The organism is Gordonia cholesterolivorans, from assembly GCF_039531975.1.
Classification (GTDB): Bacteria; Actinomycetota; Actinomycetes; order Mycobacteriales; family Mycobacteriaceae; genus Gordonia; species Gordonia sihwensis.
On record NZ_BAAARB010000002.1, the window covers coordinates 258,002 to 273,894 of the forward strand.

Here is a 15,893-nt window from a genome sequence, read left to right on the forward strand (position 1 = left end):
CTTCAGGTCTCTGAAGACCTGTCTACTTGAGCAACGCCGTGAGGGGACGGAACGGGGTGAGCCAGGCGCCCTCGTCCGGCAGCGAGTCGAGACTGATCCGCGGCAGCGGTTCGCGGAACACGCCGGGGATCTCCTCGAGATCGATGAACTCGATCTCTTCGCAGGTCAACGCCCAGCTCGCATGCTCCCGGAAACCGATGACGGTGACCGGCACACCTTCGGCCGCGATCTCCAGCAGCGGTTCCCGGAAGGCCTGGCCGTCGGCTGAGGCGACGATCACACCGGCGAGGCCGGGTGTATGACGTCGCACCTGGATGTGGTCGAGCATGTCGGCGTCGACGTCGCTGTCCTCGGTCAGCTTCGGCTTGGCGAACACCGCGTAACCGACGTTCCGCAGCGCCTCCACCCACGGGCGCACCACGTCGGCGCTGCCGGGCACGATGTTGGTGAAGACGGTGGCTTCGGGCTCGACCTCGGCGTGCAGACTCGCCGCCAGAGCGGCGTTCCGCTTGAGAATCCAGCGGCCCAGGGCGTCGAACCGCGGCCGGTGCGCGGCGGTCGGGCGGCCGCCGAGGATTCCTCCGAGACCCATGTCCATATTCGGGGCGTCCCACACCAGCAGCAGTCGGCGAGCACTGCTCGCGCCGGAGATCGTCTCCGCGAACTCGGGGCTCATGCGTCGTCCTCCCTGGTCTCCGTGCGCGTGGGCTTGGGATGCGGCTTCACGTAGACGAACTCGTTGACCTCTCGGCCCTCCTCCTGGGCGCGGCCCTCGAACTTGGTGGTCGGGCGGTCGAGCAGAATCGGCGAGTCGAAGGTCAGCGGCACCACATGCGGCCGGTCCGGACGCTGCGTCGCCAGCAGTTCGGCGATCCACAGCGCGTAATCGGCGTGATCGGTCGCGATGTGCAGGACGCCGCCGGGCTTGAGTCGATCGGCGATCAGTTCGATGGTGCCCGACTGCAGGAAACGCCGCTTGTGATGGCGCGACTTGGGCCACGGGTCGGGGAAGAACACGCGGACGCCGGTGAGGGTGTCGGGACCGATGAGCTCGGAGAGGACGACGGTCGCATCGCCGCGGACCATGCGGACGTTGGTCAGTCCGGCTCGGTCGACGAGGCCGACCAACTGCGCGAGCCCGGGCTGATACACCTCCACGGCCACGACGTCGGCGTCCGGCTCGGCCTCGGCCATCGCCGCGGTGGAGATGCCCGTGCCGCTGCCGACCTCGACGATGAGGGGAGCCTGCCGTCCGAACCACTCCGCCGCCTCGAGCGGTGGCTCGTCCGCGCGGTCGGGTCCGGTGCGCAGGTCGCGACCCAGCCGGGGCCACAGAGTCTCCCAATTGCGCTGCTGTCCGGGGGTCAGAGTCCCGCGCCGGAACCGGAAGCTGGTGACTCTCGGGTAGAGGCGGGAGCGGTCGGTGTCGGGCGCCGATCCATCGGCGGCGTCGGTGTTCACCGTTCCATGGTGTCCTATTTACGGTGCTCGCTCACAACGGACACCCCGATCAGCCGCCTCGGATCGCCCGATTCCGGCGACCGCCGCACAATGTCGGACCTGCGGGGTAGGTTCAGTGCACGCAGACACCTTGGGGGAGGTGGACGGGGTGGAACCCATTCTCAGCGGCCTCGCATTCGACGGGCCGGACTTCGCACGCACACCATTGGTGGTCGACGTCTCCGGGGCGCCCGGCGCGGGCAGTTCGACGATGGCCGCCGCGCTCGCCGCGCGCTTCGGCGTGGTCGCCAGACCGGTCGGTCAGGACCGGGGAGACGGTCCGGATCACGACCGGCGCCTCGACGACCCCGCGGATCTGCTGATCCGGGTCATCGGCGCACAGGCGCGCGCCTGTGATCGCGCCGCGATCCGGGCAGCGGAGGTGCCGGTGGTCGTCGTCGCCACGAAGGCCGACACCCGGCCCGACGCCGACCGGCTCGCCGCGAACGCGAGCGAGGATCTCGCCTGTCCGGTGCATCCGGTGTCCGCACTGCCGGCCGCGGCGCGGATCACTTCAGCTGACGTGGACGTTCTGCGGTCGTGGGCGGCCGCCGGGGTCCGCGTTCCCGAGTCCGCGGCGGCGTTCGCCGCAGCCGCGCCCGACCAGGGCTCCGCAGCGCGGCTCCTCGCATTGCTCGGTCGCGCCGGCCTCGTGGAGTCGCTGGCCGCCGTATCGACCGACCCCGACCTGGACGCGCAGGCGCTGGCGGTGCGGCTGCGGCAGGCGAGCGGTCTGGACGCGCTGGTCGCGCCGATCGCCGCCGCATCCGCGGAGATCGCGCGCGGCCGCCGGGTGCGCAGACTCTCGGGACTGCGCCTGCATGCGGCCCGCGGCTTCGACCGCGTCGCGCTCGTACGGCGTCTGGCGGGGGAGCGGGTCCGATGACTCTGCTGATCGCCGGAACCGCCGGAGCCGATCCGGCGGGACTCGCCGCCGCACTGGCGGCCGCCGGGCTGTGGGAGGAGGAGATCCTCGTCGCGGGCAGCCCGGCCGACGCCGCGTCGCAGGCCACGCGGGCGCGGACGGCCGTGCTGGCGATCGACTCGTCGATGCCGGCGTGCGAAGAAGAAGACCTGCTGCTGGCCGAACTCGCCGCGGCGGGCCTGCCCACGGCACTCGTGGCGTGTCGCGTCGACGCCTTCCCGGCATGGCCGAAAGCGCTGGCCGAGACGCGGCGCCGCCTGGATCCGCAGCGCGGACTTCCGGTGTTCGCGACCTCCGCGGCGCTCGCGAGCGCGTCCGGTTCCGCGTCGGGTGTCCCGGAACTGGCACGCTGGTGCCGCGATCGGGCCGACGGTGAAGCCGTTCCCCGGACTCCCGCGCGGGCCGAGAGCGGACAGAGGGCGCAGCCGCCCTCGGAGTCGGTCGCGCTGATCCGTGCCGATCGGCTCGCCGGACTGCGAGCGGGCATCGTCGCCTCCAGGGCGGAGGCGATCGAATCGTTGCGGGCCGCGACGTCCGATGTGCATCGCTGCGTGCCGGACGCCAGCGCCGCTCCCGGTTTCACCGACTGGCTGCCGTCGTTGCTCGACGCGCTCGAACACCGGGTGATGGACCACTTCGCGCAGCGGCTCGATCAGGTTCGGGCAGCGGCCGTCGGCGGACTGGCCGGCGGCTCGTCTCCGCCGTCTCCGCCCGAGCCGTTCGGGAACGGCATGCGGGTGGTGCCTCGACCGCAGGGCGGTCGCCGCACCGAGGATGTCATGGTGCTGCTCCTCGGCGCATCGATGGGCTTCGGAATCGGCCGGATGGTGATCGCGCCGACCCTGCAGTGGGCCGGACTGGGCATCGCCGGGACCGTGCTCACCCTCCTGGGCGGCGTCGCGCTCGCCGCATGGGTGGTGTCCGTCCGCCGCGCATCCGCCGATCACGCGCGGCTGGAACGGTGGGCCGCTGAGGTGATCGCGTCGAGGCGGCTCGGCATGGAACACCGCATCGGCACCAGGGCCGGCGCGGCCGAAGCTCAGTTCACGAGAGAGGTATGGAACCGGACGCGACCCGCTCGCGTCTGATGGAACCGATGGACGAATTGACCGGAGGACTCGCCGGAGACAGTGAGGATGGTCTCATCTCCCCGGAGGGAGGGGTGCACCACCCGTCCGGCTTCGATGTGATGTCCGACGCTGAGAACTCGCCGGGTGTCGATGTTCACGACCACCTGTGGTGGTACTCGGACGGTGCCCTGTGGGACCTCGGGCCCGCGGAGTTCGATGCGAACGGAGACGGTGTCCGTGACTCGCTGACCTGCGAGGTCGATGGTTCCCCGGCGATCGTCGCCGATACCGACGGGGACGGGCGAGTGGACCAGGTGTCCGTTCTGCGAACAGATTGCCGAGTCGACGCGGGGGCGTTGGGCGAGCATGACGCCGAGTGGAGTCCGACGACGCTGGGCCGACTCGAATAGCCGCTGGTCGCGATGCCCGGGGGTTCGGTCCACGGCGTATGGGGCGTATCCTGGGGCCAGTATGCGTTCGCACAGCCACTGCGCGCAGGCACCCGTGAGTTTTCGATGAGGAGATCCGCATGACCGCTGCGACAATTCCGGGCGTCGAGCCCGGGAGCGCCCCTACCAAGCACGCCGGGCTCATCGCCTGGGTGGCCGAGGTTGCCGAATTGACGCAGCCCGACCGAGTTGTCTGGTCGGATGGCAGCGACGAGGAGTGGGATCGCCTCACTGCGCAACTCGTCGAGTCCGGCACCATCACCAAGCTGAACGACGAGCGCAAGCCCAACTCGTACCTGGCGCTCTCGGACCCCGCGGACGTCGCCCGCGTCGAATCTCGCACCTTCATCTGCAGCAAGACCGAAGAAGCCGCAGGCCCCACCAACAACTGGGTGGAGCCCTCCGAGATGCGTGCGACCATGACGGAGCTGTACCGCGGCTGCATGCGCGGACGCACCATGTACGTCATCCCGTTCTGCATGGGTCCCCTCGGATCGGACGATCCCAAGCTCGGCATCGAGATCACCGACTCCGAGTACGTCGTGCTGTCGATGCGCGTGATGACCCGCGTCGGCCCCAAGGTGCTCGAGGCGCTCGGTGAGGACGGCTTCTTCGTCCAGGGCCTGCACTCGGTGGGCGCCCCGCTGGAGCCGGGACAGACCGACGTGCCGTGGCCCTGCAACACCGAGAAGTACATCGTCCACTTCCCCGAGGACCGGGTGATCTGGTCCTACGGCTCGGGCTACGGCGGCAACGCGCTGCTGGGCAAGAAGTGCTACGCGCTGCGCATCGCCTCGGCGATGGCGCACGACGAGGGCTGGCTGGCCGAGCACATGCTGATCCTGAAGCTGATCAGCCCCGAGGACAAGGTCTACTACGTCGCCGCGGCGTTCCCGTCGGCGTGCGGCAAGACCAACCTCGCGATGATCCACCCCACTCTCGACGGATGGCGTGCGGAGACCGTGGGCGACGACATCGCCTGGATGCGCTTCGGCGAGGACGGCCGGCTGTACGCGGTGAATCCGGAGTTCGGCTTCTTCGGCGTCGCACCGGGCACCAGCTACGACTCGAACCCGACGGCGATGAAGACCGTCGAGGCAGGCAACACGATCTACACCAACGTCGCGCGCACCGACGACGGCGACGTGTGGTGGGAGGGCATCGGCGGCGAGACTCCGGCGCACCTGATCGACTGGAAGGGCAACGACTGGACCCCCGAGTCCGGGACCAACGCCGCCCACCCGAACTCGCGCTACTGCACCCCGATGTCGCAGTGCCCGACGCTGGCTCCCGAGTGGGACGACCCGCAGGGCGTGCCGATCTCGGCGATCCTCTTCGGCGGTCGCCGGAAGACCACCGTGCCGCTGGTCACCCAGGCCCGCGACTGGGAGCACGCGGTCTTCATGGGCGCGACCGTCGGTTCCGAGCAGACCGCCGCGGCCGAGGGCAAGGTGGGCACCGTCCGCCGCGATCCGATGGCGATGCTGCCGTTCCTCGGCTACCACGTCGGTGACTACTTCAAGCACTGGCTGAACATCGGCCGCAAGGAGGGCGCGCAGCTCCCCGCGGTGTTCTACGTCAACTGGTTCCGCCGCGGCGAGGACGGCCGCTTCCTGTGGCCGGGCTTCGGCGAGAACAGCCGCGTCCTGAAGTGGATGGTCGATCGCATCGAGGGCAACGTCGAGGGCGTCGAGACCCCGATCGGCATCGTCGCGGCGCCGGGCGAGCTCGATCTCACCGGACTGGACGTCTCCGAGGCCGATCTCGCCGAGGCACTCGCGGTGAACGCCGACGAATGGCGCGACGAACTGCCGACCATCGAGGAGTGGTTCGAGTTCGTCGAGGACGGCAAGGACAAGCTCCCCGCCGAGCTCGCCGACCAGCTCAAGCACCTGCGCGATCGCCTGGGCTGACGCTCAGAGTCCGCTGACGAGAGGCCCGACCGGTTCGCCCGGTCGGGCCTCTCGTCGCAGCGGTCGGCCCCGGGAAACGCGGCCGGGACCGCCGTTCACTCCGGCGGGACGAACACCCAGGGTGTGCGAACCAGCGTGGACGGGTCGAATCGCTCCGCCAGAACGCTCAATGTGACCGGTTCACCGGCGGCGGCCAGTCCCAGCGACTCCGCCATCATCGACAGCGCCGATGCCGCGTCCACCCCGTGGCCGGCGAGATCGGTCAGGGTGACGGCGCCGTTGCGCTTCGCGAGGCGGGCCCCGGAGCGGTTGAGGACCATCGGCACGTGGGCGTATTCGGGCGGGCGGTGACCGAGCAGAGTCGCGAGGAAGGCCTGCCGGGGTGCGGAGCTGAGCAGATCGTCGCCGCGGACCACCTGGTCGACACCCGTGGCCGCGTCGTCGACCACCACCGCCAGGTTGTACGCCGGGGTTCCGTCGTTCCGGACCAGGACGAAGTCGTCGACGTCGCCGGTGAACTCGCCGTACAGCAGGTCGTGGACGGTGAACGACGAGACCTCGGCGCGCAGGCGGATCGCGGCGGGCCGCTCCGACCGTCGTTGCGCGCGCTGCGCCTCGCTGAGGTCGCGGCACGTTCCGGGGTAAGCGCCCTGCGGCGCGTGCGGTGCGCTCGGCGCTTCGAGGATCTCCCGGCGAGTGCAGTAGCACTCGAACGTGCGTCCGGCGGCCACCAATTCGTCGACCACGGCGCGGTACTCCTCGAGCCGCTGTGACTGGTAGACGACCGGCTCGTCCCAGCTGAGGCCGAGCGCCGCGAGATCCCGCAACTGCCGGACGTCCGATCCCGGCCGGACGCGGTCGAGGTCTTCCATCCGGATCGCGAAACCGCGGCCCGTGGCATGGGCGAACAACCATGCCAGGACCGCGGTGCGCAGGTTTCCGATGTGCAGATCGCCCGACGGCGACGGTGCGAAGCGGCCCGCGGGGCTCGGCGGCAGCATGTCTACACGGTAGTGTCGACCGCCGCCGTCGTCTCCGCCCGGTACCCCGGCCTCGTGCTCTCCGGCCGGACCAGGAAGAGCGCCGCGACCACACCGACTATCAGGATCGATGCGGGCAGCAGCATCGACTGCGCCATGGCGGTGGAGAACGGCGCCACCAGGAAGTCCGGCAGTTGCCCGACGCCCACCGAGCCGGTGTCGCCCGCGCCGGGCACGTTGGCCTCCAGCCGGGACTGCATGCCGGCGGCGATGGCGGCCGACCCGATCACCGACCCGATCTGTCGAGTGGTGTTGTAGATGCCGGCTCCGGCGCCGGCCTGCCGCGGCGGGAGATTGCGGGTGGCGGTGGTCGCCAGCGGTCCCCACATGCCGGCGTTGGCGATGCCCATCAGCGCGGCGGGCAGCAGGAACATCGGAATGGCGGTGTCCGCGTTCATCATCGACGCATACCAGAACAGCGAGACGCTGTAGAGGCCGAGGCCGGGTACCAGCAGGAATCGGGGATCGGTCCGGTCGAGGAGCTTGCCGGCGAGCGGGGCGAGCACCCCGGCGAGGACGGCCATCGGAATCAGCAGCAGCGCCGACTTCGTGGGGCTCAGTCCGCGTGCCACCTGGACGTAGAACATCATCGGGAGCGTCATACTCGTGACCGCGAAGCCGACGACGGCGATGCCGAGGTTGGAGATGGAGAAGTTCCGGTCGCGGAACAGTGCCAGCGGAACCAGCGGTTCGCTCGCGGTGCGGGATTGCTGCCAGAGGAACAGCGCCATGATCGCCACACCGCCGATCACCATCGTCCACACCCAGGCGGCCCAGTCGTACTTCTCGCCCTCCTGGAGACCGAAGACGATGAGGAAGAGGCCGATCGTGCTGATCGTCACGCCGACGACGTCGAACCGGTGCTGGTGGGTCTCGAGGCGGGGAACCAAGCGCCACGCCGCGGCGAAGCCGATGACGCCCACCGGGACGTTGATGATGAAGATCCACTCCCAACCGGCGTGATCGACCAGCAGACCGCCGGCCAGCGGGCCGACCAGCATCGCCACACCCGCCACCGAACCCCACAGACCCATCGCCGCTCCGCGCTGATGCGCCGGGAACGTCCTGGTGATCACAGCCATGGTCTGCGGGGTGATCATCGCGGCGCCGAGACCCTGGACGGCGCGGAACGCGACGAGCATGGCCAGGGAGTTCGACAGACCGCAGCCCAGTGACGACAGGGTGAAGACGGTGATGCCGATGAGGTAGAGATTGCGGGGACCGAAGCGGTCGCCCATCCGCCCGGTGATCAGCAGCGGCACGGCGTAGGCGAGCAGGTAGGCGCTGGTGACCCAGACGACGTTGTCGAGATTGTCGGTGTCGGGGTCGAGTGCCTCTTTGATGGCCGGATTCGCGACCGACACGATGGTCGTGTCGACGAGGACCATGAAGAAGCCGATCACCAGTGCCCAGAGTGCGGGCCACGGGCTCCGCTGCGAGTCGGCGGTGCCGGACGAGACTGTCATTTCGAGTCCTTCGAGTCGGTGCGGAGCACGGGTGTCGGTGATGTCGCGGAGTCGACGCCCCACGCGTAGTCGGGATCGGCGAGGCGTTGGAGCAGGCGGTCGGTCCAGCGGAGATCGGTCTCGATCAGATCGGCCTGACGATCCACTTCGATGAGGAACTGCGGTTGCACACCGCGGCCGGTGGCATCGCTCAGGCCTCGGCGGTGGACCTCGAGATCGGCGGCGAGCCCCTCGCGCCGCAGCGTCAGGAGAGCGATCACCTCGTCGCGGTCGAGGTTGTGGGCCTCGGCGAGGGCGACCCGGAATTGCGCCGTGCGGTCGTTCCGGGGCAGCTCTCGGCGAACCCACTCGGTGACCGCGTCGCGCCCGGCGTCGGTGAGTCGGTACGTGGTCCGCTCGGGGCGGTTGCCCTCGCGGTCCACTCCGACTTCGACCAGGAGTTCTTGCTGATTCAGCCGGTCCACGGTGTGGTACAGCGTGCCGTTCGTGATCGACACCATGCGGTCGTCGCGCCGTTGTCTGAGCAGGCGGACCATCTCGTACGGGTGCATGGCGCCCTCGCGCAGCAGCGCGAGGACCATCACACCGAGCGGCGTGAGCCGCGGTTGTTCAGCCGACATCGAATGCTCCAGATCAATTAGTCCATGTGGACTATATGACGCTGGGTGGTGTCGGTCAATCGGGTGTGGGCGGTGGAGGCTGTCTCGACGGTTCGACTAGCCGGGCGGGCGGCGCAGGGGACTCGTACGGGTGACGGCTCCGCTCTCGAGGCGGCCGGTGAAGTACTGCCTCCCCTCGGGGCCGACCACGGTCACCTCGTACCAGCTGCCGTGCACGCGCGTTGCGGTGACGTCACGCCCGTCGACCGACAGGCGCCCGCGGTCGTGGTCGGGCATCACCTGCGCCGACGATCCTCCCGGGCGGAGGGACAGATCGCGCAGGAAGCGGTCGGGACCGGTGACGACGACCCGTCGCGCGCGCTGAGGAAGAGGGACCCGGCGGCGTCCGAGCACCGTGTGGTGAGCGGCGTCGCCGTCTGCGAAGACGCCGAAGACGGCGGCGCGACGGCCCGTGTTCACCAGTTCCAGGACACCGTCGACCACGTTCGCAGAAAGCCGGTACGGCGTGGGCAGCGCCGTGGCGGTTCCAGTCTCCTGCGTCGGAGCGGCGCCGCCCGGCCGAGCCGTCCAGCGGCGACGGAAAGGTGGCGGCGGTGCGGGCTGTGCCGGAACGCGCAGTCCGTCAGTGCGGCCGAAATCGAAGGTCGACACCAGATCTCCGCACACCGCGCGGCGCCACGCGGAGATGTTGGGGCAGCGCACGCCGGTGACCGCCTCCATGAGCCGGATCACCGACGTGTGGTCGAAGACCTCGGAGCAGACCCGGCCGCCCACGGTCCACGGGGACACGATGGTCATCGGCACCCGGAATCCGAGCCCCATCGGCTTTCCCTCCCACCACTCGTCGGCCTCCCCGACCGGCGGCAGCGGCGGAACCACGTGATCGAAGTAGCCGTCGAACTCGTCGTAGTTGAGCAGCACCACCGTCTTGCGCCATACCTCCGGGTTCGACGCCAGCGCGTCGAGCAGTCGGTAGGTGATGCCCGCCGATTGGACCGGCGATGAACTGCGGGGGTGTTCGGAGTCGGCCTCGGAGGTGACGATCCACGACACCGCCGGGAGTCGCCCGCTCTCGACGTCCCGGCGGAAGCGCGGGACCAGAGTGCCCGGTTCGCTGCGATACAGCGCGCGATCGTAGAGCTCTGCGGCCTGTTCGCCGAGGCCGCGGGCGGCCCGATGCACCGCCCGTGCCCGGGAGCGTTGATCCGCCGACGGGACCACGTTGCCGTGCGCGTCCTTGGCCCCGGTCTCGATCAGCAGAGTGTAAAAACCGGTGAGATCCACTCCGGGTTGTCCGGCGCGCGCGACGGCGTCGCGTCCTATGCCTCGGAAGTGCGCGAAGAAGTCGAGGTTGTTGTCGGTGAAGTTGTCCCATTCCTGGTACACGCGCCAGTCGACGCCCTCGCGGTGCAGCGACTCGGCGTACGTCTCCCAGGTGAGACCGGGATGGACGGGTGCGTACATCTCGTTGCCCACCGACCTCGCGCCCCACGGTTCGAATCCGCTGGTGCCGGAGAACAGGTAGTTGCGGTTGGTGCCGGTCCCGGTCGGCGACGATGCGAAGTAGCCGTCGCACACGGTGAACGTCTCGGCCAGCGCGTGGTGGAACGGGATGTCGCGGCGGTCGTAGCAGGCCATCGTGGCCTTGCCCTTCGCCGCGACCCAGCCGTCGCACCGCCCGCCGGCCAGGGCCTGCTGTCCGTCGGCCCACTCGTGAGGCAGAGATGCGAGGTACTCCACCGACAGGGAGCCGCGATTGGCGGCCTCGCGGGCGAGGAACGGGTGGACGCCGCTCTGCAGGAAGACCCCCGGCTTCGCCGAATTGTCGGCGAAGCCGCGGACCCCGCGCATCGTCCCGAAATAGTGGTCGAAGGAACGGTTCTCCTGCATCAGGACGACGATGTGCTCGACATCCTCGAGCGATCCCGCAGGCCGGTCCTGTGCCGCTGCCGACACCAACGAAGGAGGAAGAAGCGTTGCGGCGCTTGCGATTCCGGCCGCGCTCGCGGTCAGGCCCAGGAAGTGCCTGCGGGAGTACTCGGAGATCCGTTCGGGAGGAGTCGCCATGAGTGCGCAAGTGTATCGCCCGGCGTCTCCTCCCGGCTCCCGTTACGGGAGCACGGCACTACCGTGCCTGCGACAGCCGTTCGGCGACGATCAGCCGGGCGGCGTCGCCGCAGGTGATCTTCTTCGATGCCGCGGTGTCCAGGACGTGGCCCGCACGGTCGCGCAGCGCCTCCACCTTCTCCTGGGCGCGGTCGCGGGTCCAGTTCTGCTGCTCGCCGAAGGCCTGGATCACGCCGCCCGCGTTGGCGATGTAGTCGGGAACCCAGGTGACGCCGCGTGCGCCGAGAACCTGCTCAACCGACGGGCTGGTCAGCTGGTTGTTCGCCGCGCCGCAGATGATCGCCGCGGCGGTCTCGCCTGCGAGCGTCTCGGTGACGGTGCCGCCCATCGCGCACGGCGCGTACACGTCGAGCTGCGCCGAACGGACGTCGTCGACGATGCGCGCCTGCGCGAAGCGGGCGGCGAAGGCCTCGCGGGCGGGAGCGTACGGATCGGCCGCCAACACGGTCGCTCCGGCACCTGTCAGCAGGTCGGCCAGCTGGACGCCGACCTTGCCGACGCCCTCCACGCCGACCGTTCGGCCGGTGAGATCAGCCGAACCCCACACGCGTTCGGCGGCCGCCAGCAGTGAGTAGAAGACTCCGAGAGCCGTCATCGGCGCGGTGTCGCCCCAACCGCCGCCCGCGACGGTCTTCGACGCCACATACGAGGTGCCCTCGCCGATCAGGTCCATGTCGTCGGAGGTGGTGCCGACATCGCCGGCGGTGATGTAGCGCCCGCCGAGGGTGTCGACGAACCGGCCGTAGGCGCGGAGCAGATCCGGCGTCTTGTGCACCGCGGGGTCGCCGATGATGACCGCCTTCCCGCCACCCAGGTCGAGTCCGGCCGCGGCCGATTTGAAGGTCATTCCGCGCGAGAGCCGCAACACGTCGCCGACCGCATCGGCTTCCGCGGCGTAGGGATACATGCGCGTTCCGCCGAGCGCCGGCCCGAGGGCGGTGTTGTGCACCGCGATGATCGCGCGCAGTCCGGTCTCGGCGTCGCGGCAGAACACCACTTGCTCGTGCGGGGGATCGATCGACATGTCCGGGTGCGAGAAGACGCTGGTCTGGGCGAGGACGCGAGTGGCTTCCGACGATGAGTGCGCAGTGGTCATGGTGGTTCCTCCGGGGGGCGGTTGAGACGGTCGGTTTTCAGCGGATGGGGGTGGTGTCGACGCCGAGTTCGGCGAGACGGGCGCGGTAGCGGTCGATGTTGCGGAGCTTGACGTCCTCGTAGCCGACCATCAGTTCGGGGGCGCGGGCCACGTCGACGGCGGCCGCGTACCGCTGCTCGTCGAACTGAGCGGCGGTGAGGCCGGCGACCAGGTCGGTCACCAGATCGCGGTAGTGCGCGAGCAGGCGGCGCTCGATCTTGCGCACCTCGGCGTAGCCGAACGGGTCGAGCTTGGTGCCGCGCAGGAACTTGCCCTTGGCGAGCACGCGGAGCGCGACGTGCGAGCGCGGACCGAGACCGATCTTCTTCTCGCGGCCCATGGCGCGCAGCACCGGCGGATGCAGCTTGTAGGTGAGGCCGGTGGCACCGGGGATCTCGGCGGCGACCGAGTCGATGAACGCCTGGTCGGTGAGCATGCGCGCCACCTCGTACTCGTCCTTGTAGGCGGTCAGGCGATGCAGGTTCTCGGCGACGGCGGCCGACAGCTCGGTGCTGTCGGTGACCGCCCGCTCACGCTGCCACACCAGCTCCACATCCCGGACGTACCGAGCGGCGGCCCGCTCTCCGGAATGCGCCATCAGCTGCGCCGCGCGCCGCTGAACCAGTTCGAGGACGGTCCCGGTGAGCGTGGTGCGGGTGAACAGATGCGTGGGCACCACGGTGTCGCTGCGCGAGACCACCTCGGCGGCCGCGGTGGCCGCGGCGAACGCCTCCGGATCGGCGACGGCCACCCGGCCCCAGCGGAAGGCCGTCTGATTGGCCTTCACCGCGACGCCGTTGACCGCGATCGCCTCTTCGATCGAGGCGGCCGGGATCGGCAGGGCACCCGCCTGGTAGGCGGCGCCCACCAGCAGGAAGTTCGCCGCCGCGGTGTGGCCGAAGATCGCCTCGGCCGCGCTCAGCGCGTCGAACGAGACCACTCGTCGCGCGTGGTCGGAGACGCGGCGCAGCAGCGTGTCGTCCTCGGGGTAGGCGACGTTGCGGTCGTAGACCATCTCACCGGTCGCGACCGCGCTGGTGGAGGCCACCGTCAGGGTGCGCTCGGCGTCGCCGACGCCCACGTGCTTCGCGTCGGCGGCGGTGAGCAGATCGAACGCCAGGACGCAGTCGGCCGAGGCCGGGCTGATCCGGTTCGATCCCGCGCCGGCAGTCGTCCGGGCCGTTCCGTTGGACGCGGTGTCGTCACTGAGCCGCAGGTGCGAGGTGACCGGACCGGCCTTCTGACTCAGGCCGGTCTGGTCCAGGCCCTCCACGTGGAGCCCGGCGCGCAGGGCGGCGGTGCCGAGCACCTGGTTGACGGTCACGATGCCGGTGCCGCCGATACCCGCGAGGAAGATGTTGTGCGTGCCGCGCAGGGTGTCGACCTCGGGGTCGGCGACCGCCGGCGGCACCGGCGCCGGCTTGCTCGGCGCCTTCGCCCCCGCGCCGTCCTCGGGCAGTTCGACGGTGACGAACGACGGGCAGTCGCCGTCGAGGCAGCTGTAGTCGGTGTTGCAGCTGGTCTGGTCGATCCGGGTCTTGCGGCCGAACTCGGTGTCCACCGGCTGCACCGACAGGCAGTTCGACTTCACGCCGCAGTCGCCGCAGCCCTCGCAGACCGCCTCGTTGATGATGACGCGGGTGCGACGCGTCGGCAGGGTCCCGCGCTTGCGCTTGCGGCGCGCCTCGGCCGCGCACTGCTGGTCGTAGATCAGGACGGTGACGCCCTTGACCTCGCGCAGCAGTCGCTGGGCCTCGTCGAGCCGGTCGCGGTCCCACAGGAGCGTGCCCGCGGCGAGCGAGCCCTTCGGGTGGCGAGACGGATCCTCCGCGCACACGATGATCTTGGCGACGCCCTCGGCACGCAGCTTGTGCGTCAGCTGTCCGACGGTGAGACCGCCCTCGGCGTCCTGCGCGCCGGTCATCGCGACGGCCGCGTTGAACAGGATCTTGTACGTGATGTTGACCCCGGCGGCCACACACGCCTGGACCGCGAGCTGGCCGGAGTGGAAGTACGTGCCGTCGCCGACGTTCTGGAAGATGTGCTCGACGTCGGTGTACGGCGCTTGGCCGATCCACTGTGCGCCTTCGCCGCCCATCTGCGTGAGGCCGGTGACCTGGGAGTCGGTACGCGAACTCATGGTGACGAGGGTGTGGCAGCCGATGCCGCCACCCGCGAGGGAGCCGTCGGGCACCGCGGTGGAGCGGTTGTGCGGGCAGCCCGAGCAGAAGTAGGCCGTGCGCTTGGTGTCGAGGAGAGTCAGCTTCGGCGGTGCCGGCTTCGGCACGGTGATCGCGACGCGCCCGGCGAGCACCCGGCGCAGCGGCGCGAGAAGACGGGCGGCGGTGAGCTCGCCGTCGGCGGGCACCAGCGGCCGGCGGTCGGCGTCGCGCTTGCCGAGGATCCGGGGCGCGTCGGCTCGGCCGTAGAGGATGTCGATCACCTGGGACTCGACGAACGAGGTCTTGTCCTCGATCACGAGAACGCTCTCGACGCCGTCGGCCAGTCGACGCACCTTCTCCGAGCCGAGCGGGTAGGGCATGCCCACGCGCAGGATGCGGATGCCGGCGTGGAGGAGGTCGTCCTCGGTGAGTCCGAGTTCGCCGAGTGCCTCGCGGACGGAGTCGTACGCGGTGCCGACGGCGACGATGCCGAGCCAGGCGTGCGCCGGATCGACCTCGATGCGGTCGATGTCGTTCGCGGTGGTCATCTTCTCGACCATCGCCCAGCGCGGGCCGTACAGGTCGGCCTCGGCCAGGACGCTGTCGGGCGGCGCCGCCATGACGCGCTGGCGGTACGTCCAGGGGCGGCCCTCCCACTCCAGGTCGGGAACCTCGATGTGCAGGTCCGCGAAGTCGCGGTTCAGGGTCCACAGGCCGTCGCACACATCGGCGACGAGCTTCATCGCGGGCCAGCAGCCGGTGGCGCGCGAGAGTTCGATGCCGAACATGCCGAACGAGATGATCTCCTCGGCGTTGCGCGGGAACAGGACCGGCATCGAGAGCGCGGCCAGGGAACGTTCACTGGCGGCCGGCACGGTGGACGATTTGGCGGCCGGGTCGTCGCCGACCATCGCCAGGGCTCCGCCCTTCGGGTGCGCGCCGTACATCGCGGCGTGGCGGAAGGCATCACTCGCGCGGTCGAGACCGGGGCCCTTGCCGAACCAGACGCCGACCACGCCGTCGTGGGTCCGCTTGCCCTTCGGCAGCTCCTGCTGGCTGCCCCAGACGGCGGTCGCGCCGAGTTCTTCGTTCAGGCCGGGGACGAACCGGATTCCGTGCCCGGCGAGATCGGGTACCTCGCCGAAGACCTTGTCGACCGCGGCCAGCGGGCTGCCCTGATAGCCGGAGACGAAGGCGGCGACGTCGCGGCCGGCGCGGCGCTCGCGTTCGTGGTTCTCGATCAGCATGCGTGCCACGGCCTGGACGCCCGTCAGCAGGACCGGTCCCGAATTGGGGCGGTACTTGTCTGCCAGATCGAACGTCGGTGCCTGCGGTTCGGCGACGGAGGTCATATGGGCCACCAATCTGTCGGTCCGCATCTGTGAGGCGGATCACCGGATGATGCTTAAATGGTGGCCATCGGGTGGCAAGGTGGTCAACTGATCGATCTGCAACTGGTAGATTTGTTCAGTTGGTGACGTGGATC

At 69.9% G+C, this 15,893-nt stretch carries 12 protein-coding genes; 4 read left to right on the plus strand and 8 right to left on the minus strand.

Annotation, left to right across the window (positions count from 1 at the left end):
• Positions 1–22: 22 nt before the first annotated feature.
• Together ABFX36_RS02900 and trmB are read right to left on the minus strand one after the other, a co-directional pair.
• Positions 23–676, minus strand: coding sequence for an NYN domain-containing protein (locus tag ABFX36_RS02900; protein ID WP_006897432.1), 654 nt, complete (start codon positions 674–676; stop codon positions 23–25).
• Positions 673–1,461, minus strand: a complete 789-nt coding sequence (gene trmB / locus ABFX36_RS02905) for a tRNA (guanosine(46)-N7)-methyltransferase TrmB (RefSeq protein WP_062367287.1) — start codon at positions 1,459–1,461, stop codon at positions 673–675. Before trmB ends, ABFX36_RS02900 begins: the two co-directional genes overlap by 4 nt.
• Positions 1,462–1,609: 148 nt before the next feature.
• Here trmB and ABFX36_RS02910 point away from each other — a divergent pair, with 148 nt between their 5' ends.
• From ABFX36_RS02910 to ABFX36_RS02925, 4 genes are all read left to right on the plus strand, one after another.
• A complete protein-coding gene (locus tag ABFX36_RS02910) occupies positions 1,610–2,386 on the plus strand; it encodes a hypothetical protein (RefSeq protein WP_346074808.1) in 777 nt (258 codons plus the stop codon).
• Complete coding sequence (locus ABFX36_RS02915) at positions 2,383–3,513, plus strand: hypothetical protein (RefSeq protein ID WP_346074810.1); 1,131 nt, start codon at positions 2,383–2,385, stop codon at positions 3,511–3,513. The genes ABFX36_RS02910 and ABFX36_RS02915 overlap by 4 nt, the downstream gene beginning before the upstream one ends.
• An 8-nt stretch (positions 3,514–3,521) precedes the next feature.
• A complete protein-coding gene (locus tag ABFX36_RS02920; protein WP_346074812.1) occupies positions 3,522–3,905 on the plus strand; it encodes a DUF6802 family protein in 384 nt (127 codons plus the stop codon).
• Positions 3,906–4,024: 119 nt separating this feature from the next.
• Positions 4,025–5,857, plus strand: a complete 1,833-nt coding sequence (locus tag ABFX36_RS02925; protein WP_006897427.1) for a phosphoenolpyruvate carboxykinase (GTP) — start codon at positions 4,025–4,027, stop codon at positions 5,855–5,857.
• Between the two features lie 95 nt (positions 5,858–5,952).
• Here the strand turns inward: ABFX36_RS02925 and gluQRS are convergent, their stop codons facing one another.
• From gluQRS to ABFX36_RS02955, 6 genes are all read right to left on the minus strand, one after another.
• Positions 5,953–6,858, minus strand: coding sequence for a tRNA glutamyl-Q(34) synthetase GluQRS (gluQRS, locus tag ABFX36_RS02930; protein WP_346074814.1), 906 nt, complete (start codon positions 6,856–6,858; stop codon positions 5,953–5,955).
• A gap of 2 nt (positions 6,859–6,860) precedes the next feature.
• Entirely contained in the window at positions 6,861–8,363 is a 1,503-nt protein-coding gene (locus ABFX36_RS02935) for a DHA2 family efflux MFS transporter permease subunit (RefSeq protein WP_006897425.1), read from the minus strand.
• The gene (locus tag ABFX36_RS02940; RefSeq protein WP_006897424.1) at positions 8,360–8,983 is read right to left on the minus strand and encodes a PadR family transcriptional regulator; all 624 of its coding nucleotides are present in this window, start codon (positions 8,981–8,983) and stop codon (positions 8,360–8,362) included. The genes ABFX36_RS02935 and ABFX36_RS02940 overlap by 4 nt, the downstream gene beginning before the upstream one ends.
• Before the next feature lie 96 nt (positions 8,984–9,079).
• Positions 9,080–11,050: an alkaline phosphatase family protein gene (locus ABFX36_RS02945; protein WP_346074818.1), complete on the minus strand. Its 1,971-nt coding sequence runs from the start codon at positions 11,048–11,050 to the stop codon at positions 9,080–9,082.
• Between the two features lie 58 nt (positions 11,051–11,108).
• A complete protein-coding gene (locus ABFX36_RS02950; RefSeq protein ID WP_346074820.1) occupies positions 11,109–12,206 on the minus strand; it encodes a Glu/Leu/Phe/Val family dehydrogenase in 1,098 nt (365 codons plus the stop codon).
• A gap of 37 nt (positions 12,207–12,243) precedes the next feature.
• Positions 12,244–15,759, minus strand: coding sequence for an indolepyruvate ferredoxin oxidoreductase family protein (locus ABFX36_RS02955; RefSeq protein WP_346074822.1), 3,516 nt, complete (start codon positions 15,757–15,759; stop codon positions 12,244–12,246).
• Positions 15,760–15,893: the final 134 nt, after the last annotated feature.

Bases quoted from the DNA above. Each gene is read 5' to 3' on its own strand.
- ABFX36_RS02900 (WP_006897432.1), bottom strand. From the start codon at position 676: ATGAGCCCCGAGTTCGCGGAGACGATCTCCGGCGCGAGCAGTGCTCGC.
- ABFX36_RS02915 (WP_346074810.1), top strand. From the start codon at position 2,383: ATGACTCTGCTGATCGCCGGAACCGCCGGAGCCGATCCGGCGGGACTC.
- ABFX36_RS02920 (WP_346074812.1), top strand. From the start codon at position 3,522: ATGGACGAATTGACCGGAGGACTCGCCGGAGACAGTGAGGATGGTCTC.
- ABFX36_RS02925 (WP_006897427.1), top strand. From the start codon at position 4,025: ATGACCGCTGCGACAATTCCGGGCGTCGAGCCCGGGAGCGCCCCTACC.
- gluQRS (WP_346074814.1), bottom strand. From the start codon at position 6,858: ATGCTGCCGCCGAGCCCCGCGGGCCGCTTCGCACCGTCGCCGTCGGGC.
- ABFX36_RS02935 (WP_006897425.1), bottom strand. From the start codon at position 8,363: ATGACAGTCTCGTCCGGCACCGCCGACTCGCAGCGGAGCCCGTGGCCC.
- ABFX36_RS02940 (WP_006897424.1), bottom strand. From the start codon at position 8,983: ATGTCGGCTGAACAACCGCGGCTCACGCCGCTCGGTGTGATGGTCCTC.
- ABFX36_RS02945 (WP_346074818.1), bottom strand. From the start codon at position 11,050: ATGGCGACTCCTCCCGAACGGATCTCCGAGTACTCCCGCAGGCACTTC.
- ABFX36_RS02950 (WP_346074820.1), bottom strand. From the start codon at position 12,206: ATGACCACTGCGCACTCATCGTCGGAAGCCACTCGCGTCCTCGCCCAG.
- ABFX36_RS02955 (WP_346074822.1), bottom strand. From the start codon at position 15,759: ATGACCTCCGTCGCCGAACCGCAGGCACCGACGTTCGATCTGGCAGAC.